This window comes from Paraburkholderia sp. (assembly GCF_050742655.1).
In the GTDB taxonomy this organism is placed as follows: Bacteria; Pseudomonadota; Gammaproteobacteria; order Burkholderiales; family Burkholderiaceae; genus Paraburkholderia.
This window is the reverse complement of sequence record NZ_JBOIGG010000020.1, coordinates 1-14,789: the sequence shown is the minus strand read 5'-3', so window position 1 is coordinate 14,789 and position 14,789 is coordinate 1. Positions and strand designations below refer to the sequence as shown.

The 14,789-nt window shown below is 64.4% G+C and carries 16 protein-coding genes and 1 pseudogene; 12 read left to right on the top strand and 5 right to left on the bottom strand.

Annotated elements, in window-relative coordinates; all coding sequences use genetic code 11:
- The first annotated feature begins 4 nt into the window (after positions 1–4).
- The 5 genes from ACREXZ_RS24680 to ACREXZ_RS24660 all read left to right on the top strand — a co-directional run bounded on the left by ACREXZ_RS24680 (position 5) and on the right by ACREXZ_RS24660 (position 5,137).
- Positions 5–847, top strand: coding sequence for a tetratricopeptide repeat protein (locus ACREXZ_RS24680; RefSeq protein WP_431766744.1), 843 nt, complete (start codon positions 5–7; stop codon positions 845–847).
- Between the two features lie 37 nt (positions 848–884).
- Positions 885–1,220: a DUF3613 domain-containing protein gene (locus ACREXZ_RS24675; protein ID WP_431766743.1), complete on the top strand. Its 336-nt coding sequence runs from the start codon at positions 885–887 to the stop codon at positions 1,218–1,220.
- A gap of 79 nt (positions 1,221–1,299) precedes the next feature.
- Positions 1,300–2,961, top strand: coding sequence for a TadG family pilus assembly protein (locus ACREXZ_RS24670; RefSeq protein ID WP_431766742.1), 1,662 nt, complete (start codon positions 1,300–1,302; stop codon positions 2,959–2,961).
- Between the two features lie 10 nt (positions 2,962–2,971).
- On the top strand, positions 2,972–4,363 hold the full coding sequence (locus tag ACREXZ_RS24665) for a sigma 54-interacting transcriptional regulator (protein ID WP_431766741.1): 1,392 nt from the start codon (positions 2,972–2,974) through the stop codon (positions 4,361–4,363).
- 54 nt (positions 4,364–4,417) lie between these two features.
- Positions 4,418–5,137 (top strand): DUF2968 domain-containing protein, encoded by a 720-nt coding sequence (locus tag ACREXZ_RS24660; RefSeq protein ID WP_431766740.1) that lies wholly within the window; start codon positions 4,418–4,420, stop codon positions 5,135–5,137.
- A 122-nt stretch (positions 5,138–5,259) separates the two neighbouring features.
- Here the strand turns inward: ACREXZ_RS24660 and ACREXZ_RS24655 are convergent, their stop codons facing one another.
- Positions 5,260–5,424, bottom strand: a complete 165-nt coding sequence (locus tag ACREXZ_RS24655) for a hypothetical protein (protein ID WP_431766739.1) — start codon at positions 5,422–5,424, stop codon at positions 5,260–5,262.
- Between the two features lie 256 nt (positions 5,425–5,680).
- On the opposite strand from ACREXZ_RS24655, the gene ACREXZ_RS24650 reads away from it, so the two are divergent.
- On the top strand, positions 5,681–5,908 hold the full coding sequence (locus ACREXZ_RS24650) for a hypothetical protein (protein WP_431766738.1): 228 nt from the start codon (positions 5,681–5,683) through the stop codon (positions 5,906–5,908).
- 34 nt (positions 5,909–5,942) lie between these two features.
- Here ACREXZ_RS24650 and hfq read toward each other — a convergent pair whose 3' ends face one another.
- Positions 5,943–6,431 carry an RNA chaperone Hfq gene (gene hfq, locus ACREXZ_RS24645; protein WP_431766737.1) on the bottom strand — a complete coding sequence of 163 codons (489 nt, stop codon included), beginning with the start codon at positions 6,429–6,431 and terminating at the stop codon, positions 5,943–5,945.
- A gap of 387 nt (positions 6,432–6,818) precedes the next feature.
- Here hfq and ACREXZ_RS24640 point away from each other — a divergent pair, with 387 nt between their 5' ends.
- The 5 genes from ACREXZ_RS24640 (at position 6,819) to ACREXZ_RS24620 (ending at position 10,543) form a co-directional block, all read left to right on the top strand.
- Complete coding sequence (locus tag ACREXZ_RS24640; protein WP_431766736.1) at positions 6,819–6,953, top strand: hypothetical protein; 135 nt, start codon at positions 6,819–6,821, stop codon at positions 6,951–6,953.
- Positions 6,954–7,038: 85 nt separating this feature from the next.
- A complete protein-coding gene (locus tag ACREXZ_RS24635; protein WP_431766735.1) occupies positions 7,039–7,569 on the top strand; it encodes a sigma-70 family RNA polymerase sigma factor in 531 nt (176 codons plus the stop codon).
- Positions 7,566–8,366, top strand: coding sequence for an anti-sigma factor family protein (locus ACREXZ_RS24630; RefSeq protein WP_431766734.1), 801 nt, complete (start codon positions 7,566–7,568; stop codon positions 8,364–8,366). Before ACREXZ_RS24635 ends, ACREXZ_RS24630 begins: the two co-directional genes overlap by 4 nt.
- 76 nt (positions 8,367–8,442) lie before the next feature.
- The gene (locus ACREXZ_RS24625) at positions 8,443–10,053 is read left to right on the top strand and encodes an FAD-binding protein (protein ID WP_431766733.1); all 1,611 of its coding nucleotides are present in this window, start codon (positions 8,443–8,445) and stop codon (positions 10,051–10,053) included.
- A gap of 31 nt (positions 10,054–10,084) precedes the next feature.
- The gene (locus ACREXZ_RS24620) at positions 10,085–10,543 is read left to right on the top strand and encodes a hypothetical protein (RefSeq protein ID WP_431766732.1); all 459 of its coding nucleotides are present in this window, start codon (positions 10,085–10,087) and stop codon (positions 10,541–10,543) included.
- Between the two features lie 108 nt (positions 10,544–10,651).
- Here ACREXZ_RS24620 and ACREXZ_RS24615 read toward each other — a convergent pair whose 3' ends face one another.
- Positions 10,652–11,551 carry a hypothetical protein gene (locus ACREXZ_RS24615; RefSeq protein WP_431766731.1) on the bottom strand — a complete coding sequence of 300 codons (900 nt, stop codon included), beginning with the start codon at positions 11,549–11,551 and terminating at the stop codon, positions 10,652–10,654.
- 211 nt (positions 11,552–11,762) lie between these two features.
- Here ACREXZ_RS24615 and ACREXZ_RS24610 point away from each other — a divergent pair.
- Positions 11,763–11,870 (top strand): annotated as a pseudogene (locus ACREXZ_RS24610) (IS5/IS1182 family transposase); the annotation flags it as partial.
- A 3-nt stretch (positions 11,871–11,873) separates the two neighbouring features.
- Here ACREXZ_RS24610 and ACREXZ_RS24605 read toward each other — a convergent pair.
- Both ACREXZ_RS24605 and ACREXZ_RS24600 read right to left on the bottom strand, forming a co-directional pair.
- Positions 11,874–12,803: a DUF1571 domain-containing protein gene (locus ACREXZ_RS24605; RefSeq protein ID WP_431766730.1), complete on the bottom strand. Its 930-nt coding sequence runs from the start codon at positions 12,801–12,803 to the stop codon at positions 11,874–11,876.
- A gap of 108 nt (positions 12,804–12,911) precedes the next feature.
- On the bottom strand, positions 12,912–14,660 hold the full coding sequence (locus ACREXZ_RS24600; protein WP_431766729.1) for an AMP-binding protein: 1,749 nt from the start codon (positions 14,658–14,660) through the stop codon (positions 12,912–12,914).
- Between the last annotated feature and the right edge of the window lie 129 nt (positions 14,661–14,789).

Below are 14,789 nucleotides of genomic sequence, written 5' to 3'. Positions count from 1 at the left end.
GAACATGACCCTCGACCTCGCTCCGGATCGTGTCGCGCGGCTCGCGGGCCGCACTGCCGCCATGTGCGCGCTCGCGCTGCTCGGCGCGTGCGCGGCGATTCAGTCGGGCTATGGCGTCGGGCCGCAGGCCGAACGCCAGGCGATGATGCAGCAGGCCGACAAGCCGCCTCCGCCGGATACGCCCGGCATGTACCTCGGCCTGATTGACCAGATGCAGGCGCAGGGGCTGTACTTCGCGTCGCTCGCGCATATCGACGCGTACGAAAAGCAGTACGGTGTTTCACCCGACACGATCGTGCTGCGCGCCGACGCGCTGCGTATGACCGATCAGTCGGCCGCGAGCGCCGCGAACTACCGGCAACTGCTGCAGACGCCGCTTGCCGCGCGCGGGCATCGTGGGCTCGGGCTGATCGCGGGCGAGTCGGGGGACTTCCGGCAGGCCGTGCAGGAACTGCAGATCGCGGCGGGGCTGGTGCCGACCGATGCCGCGACGCTGTCCGATCTCGGTTACGCGGAACTGCGCGCGGGCGACGTCGACAGCGCGCGCGTGCCGTTGATGAAAGCGGCGCAGCTCGATCAGAACAATCGCAGGATCATCAGCAACGTCGTGCTGTATCTGTTCGCCGACGGGCGTGCCGACCAGGCGCAGGCACTGATGACACAACAGAAGATGACACCGGAGATCCGTGCGGCGGTCCGCGCCGATGCGGTGAAGGTGGCGGCGGCAAAACGCGCGCGGTCGCTCGATGTGCCGCTGCCGCAGGGCGTGCGTACAACTGGACCGGTCGCGAGCGTGCCGCGTGCGACGGAGACAGCGCCGCGTCTGCTGCAATGGTTCACGCAATGACGGATCGATGATGTCGATGAAGTAATGGGGGAGTGAGATGGACTACAGAACAAAGGGAGTCGCGATCGCCGCGTGGGTCGCGATGGCATGTGCAATCGCAGCCATGCCGGCTCACGCACAGACCAGCACGCGGACCGGCAGAACGGTGCGCGCCAGCGAAATCGGCCACGCGACGAACGGGTGGCTCGAAATGCAGCGGACGAATGTGTCGGCCGCACCTGCACAGCCAATGCTCGGCGAAGAAGCGGGTCTCGCGTATCACCGCTACATGGAGTCGTTCAAGTCGAAGATTCCGGATCTGTACGGCTCGGCGGTCAACCAGGGCAGTGGTGGCAGTGGCACTAGCGGAAGCGGTCTGTCGCCGTCGAACTGACATGTCTATCTTCCGACCACCCGTCCGTCGATCCCTGCATGCGTGCCACGCGCGTCGCCGGCAGCAGGGAGCGATCGCGGTGCTGGCCGCGATCTGGTTCAGCATAGCAATCGCGGCGCTCGGCGTGCTCGACGTCGGCCACTTCTATTTCGTGCGCCGCGATCTGCAACGCGCAGCGGATCTTGCCGCTACCGCCGCTGCTCAGACGATCGGCAGCGCGGGTGGCTGCGGTGCCGCAACCGCGTCCGCGAAGGGGAGCGCGACAGCCAACGGGTTGCCGTCGACCGGCACGGTGCAGGTGGTGTGCGGACGGTGGGACCCGAGTGCCAACTCGGTGAGTCCGTACTTCTCGACGACCACGACGCCGCTCAATGCCGCCCGGGTGACGGTCAACCGTACGGTGCCGTATTTCTTCCTCGTTGGTCCGCCGCTCCCGATGAGCGCGGTGGCGACGGCGCAGGCGACAAACATCCGGTCGTTTTCGCTGACGACCACGGTGGCTGCGTTGTCCGGCGGTGCACTCAACGGTTTGCTGAACGGGCTGCTGCACACCAGTCTGAATCTCAGTGTGCTTTCATATCAGGGGCTCGCCACGGCCCAGGTCAAATTGGGGGATCTGGCGGTGGCGCTCGGCGCGGGTACGATCTCGCAACTGCTTACAACGCAGGTGACGGTCGGTCAATTGGCTGCGGCGTTGCAGGTCGCAGCGAATCAGGGCAACACCTTGAGCGCGTCGGTGTCGAGCGCGCTCGGAACGATCGTGGCAGCCATTCCGGCTGGAACAAAGATAAGCATCGGTTCGATGCTGTCGGTGGGACTCGGCGATCCTCAGGCGGCCACGACGGCAACCGTGAATGTGCTGGACGCATTGATGGTGGCAGCGGAAGTGGCCAACGGACAAAATGCGATCGACCTCGGGGCAGCGCTGAATCTCGGTCCCATTGCGAACATCTCGGCCCAGGCGAAGATCATCGAGCCGCCGGTGATCGCCGTGGGCGAGGCAGGCCAGAATGCGGACGGCACGTGGCGCACCAGCGCGCATTCGGCAAAGGTGCGGTTGTATCTCCAGGTCAATCTGCTGAGTCTCAATCTCGGCATAGCCTCGGTGAACGCGATACATCTCCCGATATATATCGAAGCGGCTCAGAGCACCGCTTATCTGAGCAGCACGCAATGTTCAGCGTCGAAGGCCACCAGTCAGAGCGTCATCACTGCGCAGCCGGGGATCGCGGCGATATGTATCGGTGATGATGCGGCGAATAATCTGGCTAACGTGACGGTACCCGCTACCTGTAATCAGCCTGCTCACATTACGAGCGCAACGGTGTTCGGATTTTCGTTGATCGATATTTATGCAGGTAGTGCGGGGAAGGGCGTTCAGCTCTATGTGCAGCCACCTGACCCGACTTCGATGACGTTCAATGGCATATCGGGCGATTCGGATGACTATCAGTCGGCGAACTCGAATGCGGTTGGTTCCGTAGTGGGCAGCGTTTTGTCGCAAGTCGTCACCAATCTGCTTCCCTCGCTCTATCTGACGGTGGGTGGTGTCAATGTCGGGGCCGTGATCAACGCCACGCTGCAATTTCTGCTAACGGGAGTAGCCGCACTGCTTAACCCCATTCTGAATTCCCTCGACGCGATCCTCGTCCCGCTGCTGCAACTCCTCGGCGTGCAGATCGGCGTGAGCACCGTCCACGATCTCGGGCTTGCCTGCGGGCAGTCACAACTGGTCAACTAGCAATCACTCGATGAGAACCTCCACCAAAATCGAAGAACTCGACCTCTACGTCTGGGAGGGCAAGGCCGACATCGTCGATCGGGTCGCGCGCTGCATGGCGAGCTTCGACGTCGAGGTGATCCGCGCCGACGACATCGCGATCTCGCCCGAGCGGACCGCGGTGCGTCCGTCGCTCGCGATCATCAGCGTGTCGGTGATCGACAGCGGCGCGCTGATCCTGCGCGACTGGCAGGCGGCGCATGGCATGCCGGTCGTGTGGGTCGGCGCCGCGCCGCGCGATCACGATCCCGCGATGTACCCTGCCGAGTATTCGCACGTCCTGCCGCTCGATTTCACCTGCGCCGAACTGCGCGGAATGATCTCGAAGCTCGTGCTGCAACTGCGCGCGCACAGCGCGCAGACGCTCGAGTCGAGCGCGCTCGTCGCGAACTCGGAATGCATGCAGGCGCTGCTGCACGAAGTCGATACGTTCGCCGACTGCGATACGAGCGTGCTCGTGCACGGCGAGACCGGTGTCGGCAAGGAACGCATCGCACAACTGCTGCACGAAAAGCATTCGCGCTACGGGCAAGGCCCGTTCGTCGCGGTGAACTGCGGCGCGATTCCCGACGGTCTGTTCGAGTCGCTGTTCTTCGGCCACTCGAAGGGCTCGTTCACGGGTGCGGTGGTCGCACACAAGGGCTACTTCGAACAGGCGGACGGCGGCACACTGTTCCTCGACGAAATCGGCGATCTGCCGCTGTACCAGCAGGTCAAGCTGCTGCGCGTGCTCGAGGACAGTGCGGTGACGCGCATCGGTTCGGCGGTGCCCATCAAGCTCGACTTCCGGCTCGTCGCGGCGACCAACCGGCATCTGCCGCAGCTCGTCAAGGACGGCACGTTCCGCGCCGATCTGTACTACCGGCTCGCCGTGATCGAACTGAAAATTCCGTCGCTGGAAGAGCGTGGTGCTGTCGACAAGATCGCGATCTTCAAGGCGTTCATTGCGTCGATCGTAGGCGTGGACCGGCTCGCGCAGCTTCCCGATATTCCGTACTGGCTCGCAGACGCGGTCGCCGATACGTATTTCCCCGGCAACGTGCGCGAGCTGCGCAATCTCGCGGAGCGTATTGGCGTGACGGTCCGGCAGATCGGCGCATGGGATGCGGCGCGGTTGCAGCGGCTGCTCGCGCTTGCGCGCAGCACCCAACCGGTGCCGGCAGAGAGTGCGGCGGAAGTGCTGGTCGATCGCAGCAAATGGGACATGGCGGAGCGCAACCGCGTGCTGGCCGCACTCGACGCGAATGGCTGGCGTCGTCAGGATACGGCGCAGTATCTAGGCATCAGCCGCAAAGTGCTGTGGGAAAAAATGCGCAAATACCAAATTTTTGATGAAGAGCCCGAAACGCGCGAAAGTGAGTAATAATGGGCCGGCTCTAGGTTGTAATAAAACAAAAACTGTTCAAGCAGGACACACATGGACCATAAGTCGACAATTCGACATTTCGCGCTGGCAGCGTTCGTGGCGCTGACTGGCGTGCAGGGTGCACAGGCCCAGGCCCTTCCCGATAGTGCAGCAAGCGCCGCCAGTGCAGTTGTCTCACAGCCGTCCGTCACGACGGCGTTGCCGTCGACGGCGCCCGCGCAGTCGTCGTCTGCCGCGCTAACGCCCGCCGAAGCCCAGCAGTCCGCCGCCGGCAATGTCGCCGAGTTGCAGCAGATGATCCGCGGTGCGGATCTGAGCGAACTCCGCACGACGTACAACGGCAGTTATGGCGCGAGCTTGCTGTTCTACGGCAAGGAGATGACCTACTACGTTGCGCTCTTCCAGCAGAAGAATTTCTGGCGGGTCATCAAGACCTCGGACGAGACGCGCGCCGAATTGATCTACAAGGACTTCGTCCGTCAGACGCTGCAGCTGTCCGACATCGAGATCCGGCGCACGCGGCTCGAAGCGCAGAAGGCATTCACCGAACGGATGGTCGCGCTGTCGCAGGATCGCGCGAACCGGCTGCAGGCCGACCTGAACGTCGCGCGTCAGCAGCAGTCGATCGTCGCGGACCAGCAGAAGCAGAATCAGGCGCAGACCGTCGCGCTGTCGCAGCAACGGGCCGCCGCGCAGGAACAGCTGCGCGCCGCGCAGCGTCAGGTGCGCGAGCTGCAGCGTCAGCTGGAAAACGGATTGCCGCCGAACTGATTCGATCGCCGTCGCTCATTGCGTCGGCGGACATAGGAAGAACGAAACCCCGCACGGGATGCCCGTGCGGGGTTTTCTTTTTTGCGTGCCGAGGTCGATGCCGAACCGTAGCGCCCGTCCTGCTACGCAGGCTTGCGCGGCTCGGGCGAGGGAGTTGGTGCGGCCGGCTCGCTGGGACTGACCGCGATCGGGTCGCTCGCCGGAAAGGTTTCTTCCAGCGCTTCGTCGAGCCGGTCTTCCGCCAATTCGGCCGGCTTCTTCGGCGCACTGGGCTGGGCTGTGGACATGTCGCTCTCCGTCAGGAAGTGTCAGCGTCCAGCATAGCGCAACGCAGGCAGGGCCGTGACCGGTGTCCATCAGGTCCGCCTATGTAGGGAGCGCCTGCAGACTGGTGTCTACGCCAGCACGCCGCGCCACCACACCCTGCCACAGGACGCCACGGATATCCTAAAAATGCGTTCTGGGTTTCTCGTCTTTCGAGTGTCGTGGCGACGGCGGCATCAGCCGGCAGCCGGCGCGGCACACAAACGGGATCTCACGGTCATGGAGACGAACAAGCCGGGACAGACGCGCCGCATGCATGCGTTGCACATGGTGGAGACGGAACTGGAACACCTGGAGTGGGCGACGCGCCAACCGATGATCCGCGCGCTGAACGCTGGTTACTGGCGTCAGCGGGTGCTGGCGGTGAAATGCGGGTTCGAACTGACGCAGCAGCAAGGTGTGCGGATCGAACGGATCCTGCAACGGCTGGGCGAACTGGTGGGCTAGCCCGGAAGCCGCGAGGCTTTCCGGGCCCGGAAGGTCATTCCTGGCTGCCGCCGTTCCCGCCACCGCCGTTGTTGTTGTCGCCGCCGCCCGTACCGAACAGGCGCCGACGTCGCGTGACGACAACCGGCGCATCGGAGCCGGAGCGTTCGGTGGGCGAGTGGGAGCCGTATGATTCGCGCGGCTCACGGGGTTCTCTCGGCTCGCCACGCGAGTCCCTGAAGTCCCCGCGCGGTTCACGCGGCTCACGCGAACCGTGCGGTCCGCGGGTCGTGTGCTCGCCGTGCGAAGGACGCCCGGTGCGCGGGCCCGGCCGGGTGCCGGTGTCCAGCTGGATCGTCGAGATGGCGCGTTTGTAGATGCCCTGCAGCCCGACGGGCGTGCGCAGCATCACCAGGTACTGGTCGAACGACTCAATGCACCCGGTCAGACGGATCCCGTTGACGAGGTAAATTTCGACGCGCTTTCGTTCTTTGCGCGCTGCGTTCATGAAGTCGTTTTGCGGATGCGATTCTGCGGAAGGCATGGGCGATTCTGGTTGGAGAGACATGGGTTCGCCGCGATTCTACCCCTTGTCGACAAGGCGCGCGTCTGCTGGCGAACTTTCGACCACTATAACGGCTTGTCGACGCAGAAGCATCTCAAAATTTCCCGATGTAACGTTGAGTTACGAATCTGCTGAATTCAGGCGAATTCGGGCGCGCCGCGGATGAATCCGGCGCCACTCGCCGCTGTCGACAAAAAAGCGCATGGTGTCGGAATAAGAGGGAATCAGAAGGAATAAAAGGGCTGGCGCGGCCGTTCATTCAGCATGGCAGTGCGGCGCGGCCGTCCGCGCAGCCGTGTCATCCCGAATTCCCATGCGCCGCGCGCGCCGTCGCAGCGCGGCGACACCTTTGTCAGGAGACGAACCATGCAGACGAAACGCCTTCTTTCCACCGTACTGACGATCCTTGCGCTCGCATTGTCGACGCTTGCAACCAGCGCCTGCGGCGACATGTCGTCGGGCGGTGGCAGCAGCTCGAGCGGCAGCGCCGGCGGGTACTAAACATGCGGAGCATGCGGCGAAACATGCCGCGCAGGCCCTGCGTAATCGGCGCGGCCGGACGCGTGCGCGCCGGCGCGCCGGCCGGGTGAGCTTCGAAGCGGAAGTGATCGGGTGGCTCCCGCAGCTGCGCCGCTATGCGCGCGCGCTGACGGGCGATCCCGCGTGGGCGGACGATCTGGTGCAGGACACCGCGGAGCGTGCGCTGTCGCGCTGGACGGGGTTCCGGCCGGGCAGCAATCTGCGCGCGTGGTTGCTGACGATCCTGCGTCATCTGTATATCGACCAGTTGCGCGTGCGCCGCGAAATTGCCGTCGACGACGAAACCGCGCCATGGCGTACGCTCGAGGCGCCGCGTGGCGAGGTCGACGGTCTGGTTCTGCGCGACGTGCAGCGCGCGTTATATTGTTTGCCGGTCGAGCAGCGCGAAGTGCTGCTGCTCGTCTGTGTGGAGGAACTGACGTATCAGGAAGCGTCGAGTGCGCTTGGCGTGCCGGTCGGCACGGTGATGTCGCGGCTCTCCCGCGCGCGCGAGCACATGCGCGGCCTGCTCGCGGATGGCAACGAAGGCCCGATCGGCAAATCGCCCGCGCTAAAAGTAGTGAGAACTTCGCGATGACCCACGACAACCACGATCACGATTCCGATCCCGCAGCCGATGCCGCGCTGCGCGCGCTGTCGGCATTCGTCGACGGCGAGTTGCCGGAAACGGACCGCGCGGCGCTCCGCGAGCGCGTGGCGACCGACCCGCAGGCCGCCGCGCAGGTCGCATCATGGCGCGCACAGAAGGCTGCGTTGCAGGCGCTGTGCGGCGAGCCGGCGGAGCACGCGCGGCCGTTCGTCGTGTTGCGTCCGCGCGTATCGCGCTGGCGGCGCGTCGCGCTCGCCGCGTGCTGGGTGGCGGTCGGCGCGGGTCTCGGCCTCGCATGCGGCACGGTGGTGCCGCGCCTTGTCGGCGGTCCGAGTGGCGAGACGATGGCGCTCGCGCGTCGCGCGGATATCGCGTTCGCGGTCTATTCGCCGGAGCAGCGCCATCCGGTCGAAGTCGCTGCGAGCCAGGAAGAGCATTTGATCAGCTGGCTGTCGAAGCGGCTGAACCGGCCGCTGTCGGTGCCGTCGCTGCAGGAGTACGGCTATTCGCTCGTCGGTGGGCGGCTGCTGCCGGGCGAGGTGGGGCCGGCCGCGCAGTTCATGTACGAGAACGAGGCGGGCGCGCGCCTGACGCTGTACGTGGCCAGCATTCCGAAGGACGAGACCGCGTTCCGTCTGTTTCGCGACGGCAATCGCCGCACGTTCTACTGGGTTAGCGACCGGATGGGCTATGCGCTGTCCGGAACGGTCCCGGAAGGCAAGCTGCGTTCGATGGCGATCGACGTCTGCAACGCGCTCGGCGGCCGTCCCGAGTCGTGGCAATAGCCGCCGGGTCCGGCACAAGGCTGTGCGCCTTGCGTGCGGTCGAGTCACCCCCGGTGCTGCGATCGGAGCGCGCGCGGTGAACCGCGTACTGCCGCCCGGCGTTTCCGCTGCGACTTTCGATCGCGCGCTCGCGCAATGGACGTCCGACATCGGCGCATCGAACGTACTGGTTTCCGACGCAGCGTTGCAGGCTTACCGTGATCCATTCGCGCCGGGCGCGAGGTCGGCGGGTTCGTCGGCAGCCTCGGCCGCGCTATTGCCGACCTCGGTCGACGAAATCCGCGCGGTCCTGCGCATCGCGCGCGAACAGCGCATTCCGTTGTGGACCGTATCGACGGGCCGCAATCTCGCGTACGGCGGTGCCGCGCCGCGGCTCGCCGGTTCGGTCGTGCTCGATCTGCAGAGGATGAATCGCATCGTCGAAGTCGACGAGACGCTCGCGTTCGCGATCGTCGAACCGGGCGTCAGCTATTTCGATCTATACCTGCATCTGCGCAAGCAGGGCTATCGGCTGTGGGTCGATCCGCCGGCGGCCGGCTGGGGCAGCGTGATCGGCAACACGCTTGAGCGCGGCTTCGGCTACACGCCGTACGGCGACCACGCCGCGCATCAATGCGGGATGGAAGTCGTGCTCGCCGACGGCAGCGTCGTGCGGACCGGGATGGGCGCGCTCGGCACCGATGCTGCCTCTGCTCCATCCGCGTGGGCGTTATTCAAGGGCGGCTTCGGCCCATCGTTTGACGCGATGTTCATGCAGTCGAACTACGGCATCGTCACGAAGATGGGCGTGTGGCTGATGCCCGCGCCGCCCGCGTATCTGCTCGGCGAAATCCAGTTTCGCGACGAGCGCGATCTCGAGGCGATCGTCGACACACTGCGGCCCTTGCGGCTCGACGGGACGATCCGCAACCAGGCGGTGATCGAAGGCGGGTTGCGTCGCGCGGCAGGTCTGTCGACGCGGACACAGTGGTACGCCGGCGACGGTGCAATGCCCGAGTCCGCTATCGACACAATGCTCGCTGCGCTGCACGTCGGACGCTGGAACCTCCACTACGCGCTGTACGGCGACGACGATCTGATCGACGTTTGCGAGGCCCGCGTACGGCGCGCATTTTCGCGCGTGCCAGGTGCCGTGTTTTCGGCGCGACGCTATCGAGGTGATGCCGAAGGCGACGCCTTGCCGAAAGACGGCGGCGACCGCAACCTCGCGGGCATTCCAGCGATGACCGCGTTTCGCATGCTCGACTGGCGCGGCGGCGCGGGCGCGCATGTCGATTTTTCGCCGGTGTGTCCGGCGACCGGTCGCGATGCGATGCGTCAGTACACGATGACGAAGGCGCGTGCCGCCGAATACGGCTTTGATTACTACGGCGGCTTCACCGCGGGCGAGCGGCATCTGCATCACATATTCGCGGCGATCTTCGATCGTGACGATGCCGGTCAGACGCAGCGCGCGGGCGACCTGCTGCGTGCGTTGATGCGCGACACGCAGGCAGCGGGCTATGGTCAGTACCGCACGCATCTCGCGTACATGGACGAAGCCGCTGCACAGTACGATTTCAACGACGGTTCGTTGTTGCGGCTGTCGGAGACGATCAAGGATGCGCTCGACCCGACAGGCATTCTGTCGCCGGGCAAGCAGGGGATCTGGCCGCGCGCATGGCGCGACCGGCGGGGCACGACATGAATGCCGTGTATCGCGGCGGGAGGTTCGCGCGATGAAGCGTCGGACGTTCGTCGTGGCCGTGGGGGTGCCGCTCGCGGGGCTTGTCGACTATGCGTGGCCTGCGAGCGTGTGCGCAGGCTTGAAAGAGACAGGCGTGTCTGGCGGTACCGCATTCGCACTGGTCGATCCGCATCTCGCACGCAGCCGCGAACTCGCACGTCTCGCCACGCGTGCAGGGATGCCGGTCGTCGAAACTGGCGACGATATCGGCATGCTGTGGCACACCACGCTCGGTCCGCGGCTCGCAGGCGAGAGGGCGTCGTTCATCGGCGTCGTGCGTGCATCGGATGCGTTCGTGCTTGCGCGGCTCGCGGGCGGTGCGTGCCGCGTCGCGCAGCGCGTGGCCGGGCGACAATGCGGGTCTGTCGAGGTGTGGATGGAAGCGGCGAGCGAACGTGCGAACCCACGCATGAAAAAGCAGAGGCCGACCGCGACGCCGTTCGAAACCTGACCCGATGCCTGGCGGGCTGTTGAAAATCGCTCCGTCATGATGATCGGAGCCGTGTTCAGACGAGTAAACCTCTTGATGCAACCAAGTACCAGAAGCGGAGGAGAGCGGTCACTCGTACTTTTTCAGACGATCTGGATTCCTCCTCGCGAAGGGAAGGAAGATCTGCTTAAGGCTCGACCTGAAAGAACTCATGGCGCCTCGGAGCGTCGATCGCGGCCGAGGAGCACTGCGCGGATCGTTATAACGGAAGGCCTCGAGCCCTTTTGGCAAGAACGCGGGCCCGAGGTCCCGTTCCGGTTCCGGTTCCTGCCGCTCGAGAAAATCGATGTCCACGGGGTACTGCTCTACAGTGGATAGCCGCGGCTGGGGGGCCATCGACTGAGCTTGATACGGCCGGGGTGACGTGCCCTGGTGGCCCGCCGGCATCTCCGGGGATGCCCCATTGAACGCTCCGTCATGCCGATACGCGTCGGGGCCGGACGTCTGCCTTTGCGGTGTCGGCTGCTGCCACGTCGAAGGATGCACTCCCGCTTGAAGTTCATACGGAGGAGGTGGTGGCGTGGCCTGACGGTCTGCCAGTATCCCCGAGGGCAGCCTGTCAAGCGCCCCGCCATACTGACCCGCGTTGGGATAGCGCATTTGCAGCGCCGTCTGCTGCCGCGTCGAAGGATGCCATGCCTCACTTTGATACGGCAGAGATTGCTGAGCCGGCGGTGCCGGCACCAGCGGCGGCTGCTGTTCGCCGCCCGAAGCATCCTGGTTCAACCACGGCTTCTCTGGCACCAGCGGCGCGCCTGGTGACCCCCTTCGCGGCTTCGCCGGCACCAGCGGCGCGCCCGGCGACCCCCTCCGTGCCAACGGCTGCGCCCTCGGTGCCTGCGGTAAATCAAACTGCTTTTTGTGAATGGACCATTGCGGCGATACGTGCTCGGGCTCGGACCTGAGAACGACCTCTTTAAAGGTGTCCCCATCGGCATGGGCGTAACCTATTCTTGCGGGATGATTCATGACGCTCCTCAGTGTCGGCAGAGCAATGCACCCCGATCATACGAACGTCGATTCATCGCCGTCGGCAACGACGCGAAGAAGCATCAGCAAATCCGAAGCGGAGGTATTGTCACAGGTTGTGTCGCGATCACATTGCAGCCAAACCCCTTGCCCGTTACACGGACCGTTGGCGTCCGTCCCTTCAGCGCAAACTTCGACCGCGCACGTCATCGCAATCGACGGGCGCACCTCCAGGCACACGGGCTACCGCATTAACCAGCGGATTCGCAAGCGCATTGAGGAGCATTCCGGCCGGGGCAAGACCGTTGGCAGCATCCGCCCGCTAGAACTTGTACGCCGGATTCTTCGGATCGAACGTCGCGTCATCAAACGTTTTCGGCGTGATCGATTCGAAGACGATCTTCTCGAAGATGCGGCCGTCGTTGTCGTAGGACTCGACGGTGCGGAACCACGGATGCCGCAGATCCAGCCCGAGAATCTCCTTCTTCGCGTAGAACGCGGGCTTGCCGGTCGGCGTATCCCACGTGAACGCGACGACGCGCACGCCGTCGACCGTTTTTACCTCGGTCTGCGCCGGCCGCGCGATGCCCGCTTCGACGTACTTCACGCCCTCGGTCAGATACTGGTTCACGACGAAAGCGGTGCCGAGATCGCGCACCATGTGATTCGACTGTGCGCGTGCAAGCGAGCCGGTGATCGACGTCCACAGCGGCATGATGTTCAGCAGGCCGCCCAGATGGCCGTACATTTCGTCGGTGCGTTTCGATTCGTCGTAGATGATTTCCTGGCCCGAGTGCGCGCCGTCGGGCAGCCACTTCGCATAGATGCGTAGCGGGTCGTGCGCGAGCCGCACGAGCATGTGATCGGGCTTGTCGGGCCACACGCCGCGAATGCGCTCCTGGCGCGACATCGTGAACTCGTACGACGGGTAATCGTTCGGACCTTCGTGGATGTAGCGCGGCAACGCGAGCGGATCGAGCGATTCGAACAGCGACACGAGCGTCGCATCGTCGAGCTTTTCGAGCGCGCCGCTTTGCGCCGCGCGACGCAGCCAGCGTACCTGCTGGTTGAGCGACAGCTTGCCGACCTGCGCGGGCGGTGTGGTGGGCGGTGTGACCGGCGCGGTGCTGTCCGCGGGCACCGTGGTTGTGGGAGCACTATCGGATGCGGGCGCGGCGGTCTGCGCAAACGCAGGGTGCGCCGTGAGGCCAGCGGCAATCGCGAACACGCAGGCCGCGGCGCAAAGCGTCATCGACGCGCGCGGGCGCAGCGGACCCAACAAAAGCGCAGAAGGGCGAAACCTCGAAAGCATGTGGTGCGTCATTGCACGTTTCTCCGGAGATGAAAGGCCGACAACGTTTCAGGCAGCGCCGTGCTTCGCGAGTTCCTCGTCGCGCAGCGCGCGTCGCAGGATCTTGCCGACGTTGGTCTGCGGCAGTTCCGCACGGAACTCGACGACCTTCGGCACCTTGTAGCCTGTCAGCTGCTTGCGGCAATGCTGGATCACCGCGTCGGCGGTCAACGACGGGTTGCGCGACACGATGAACACCTTGATGCGCTCGCCCTGCGCGCCATCGGGAATACCGATTGCCGCGACCTCGCGCACGTCCGGATGCATCGCGATCACATCTTCGATCTCGTTCGGATAGACGTTGAAGCCCGACACCAGGATCATGTCCTTCTTGCGGTCGATCAACCGGATGAAGCCGCGCGAATCCATCACGCCGATGTCGCCGGTCGCGAGCCAGCCTTCGTCGTCGAACACCTTCGCGGTTTCTTCCGGACGATTCCAGTAGCCCTTCATTACCTGCGGACCCCGCACGCACAGTTCGCCCGGCTCGCCGACGTTCGCCCAGCTGCCGTCGTCCTTCTTGAAACGCACATGTGTGGACGGCGCGGGTAGTCCGATCGAGCCTTCAAAGTCGCGCATATTCTTCAGGTCCACCGGGTTCATCGACACGATCGGCGAGCATTCAGTAAGCCCGTAGCCCTCGACGATCGGCTTGCCGGTGACCTGCTTGAAGCGATCGGCCACCGCTTTCTGCGTCGCCATCCCGCCGGCCATCGCGAGCTTCAGGTTCGAGAAGTCGCGCTTCCTGAATTCCTCGTTGTCGAGGAACGCGTTGTACAGCGTGTTGACCGCGGTGATGCCGGTGAACTTCTCCTTGCGGATGATCATCATCACGCGCTTCGTGTCGCGTGGATTCGCGATCAGGATGTTCTTGCCGCCGAGCCCGAGAAAGATCAGCGCGTTCACCGTCAGCGAGAAGATGTGATACAGCGGCAGCGGCGTGAGCACCGTTTCGATTTCATCGGTGAGCTGGCCGGCCGACCACTCCTTCGCCTGCAGCAGGTTCGCGATGATGTTCCGGTGCGTGAGCATCGCACCCTTCGCGACGCCAGTGGTGCCGCCGGTGTATTGCAGGAACGCGATGTCGCCGTGCATGGGACGCACTGGCACGAGCTGCCGTTTATAGCCTTCGGCGAGCGCATCGAGCAACCTGACCGCCTGCGGCAGGTGGTACGCGGGTACCATCTTCTTCACGTGCTTCAGCACGAAGTTCAGCATCTTGCCCTTCAGGTTCAGGCCATCGGCGAGCAGATCGCCGAGCGACGTGACGACGATGTTTTGCACACGCGTGCCGGGCAGTGCGTCCTCGACGGTCTTCGCGAAGTTCTCGAACACGATGATCGTCTGCGCGCCGCTGTCCTTCAACTGATGCGCAAGCTCGCGCACCGTGTATAGCGGATTCACGTTGACGACGATCGCGCCCGCCTTCAGCGTGCCGAACAGCGCGACCGGGTACTGGAACGTGTTGGGCAGCATGATCGCGACGCGGTCGCCGGGCTTCACACCGATTTTCTGCAGCCACGCAGCGAACGCGGTCGCCTTGCGGCCGAGTTCGCCGTACGTGAGGTTCGAGCCGACGCTCACGTAGGCGATGCGCTCGCGGAACTGCTCGACGCATTCGTCGAAGAATTGCGGAAGCGATTCGTACTGGTTGACGTCGATGTCGCGCGGGACGTCGGGCGGGTAGGACGCGTACCAGATACTGTCGGTGTTCGGTGCGGGTTTCGTGTCGGGCTGCGCTTGCGTAGGCTGGTTCATGGTTGTCTCCTTATATCTTGCTTTTGATTCAGAATTCAGTGGGTAGCAAGCCATTAATGGTTTGCCACCAAGCCGGTTGGCAGCCGTGGCGCAGCTTGTGTCTCCTGCGAGTTTCGAGCTCCGTCGACA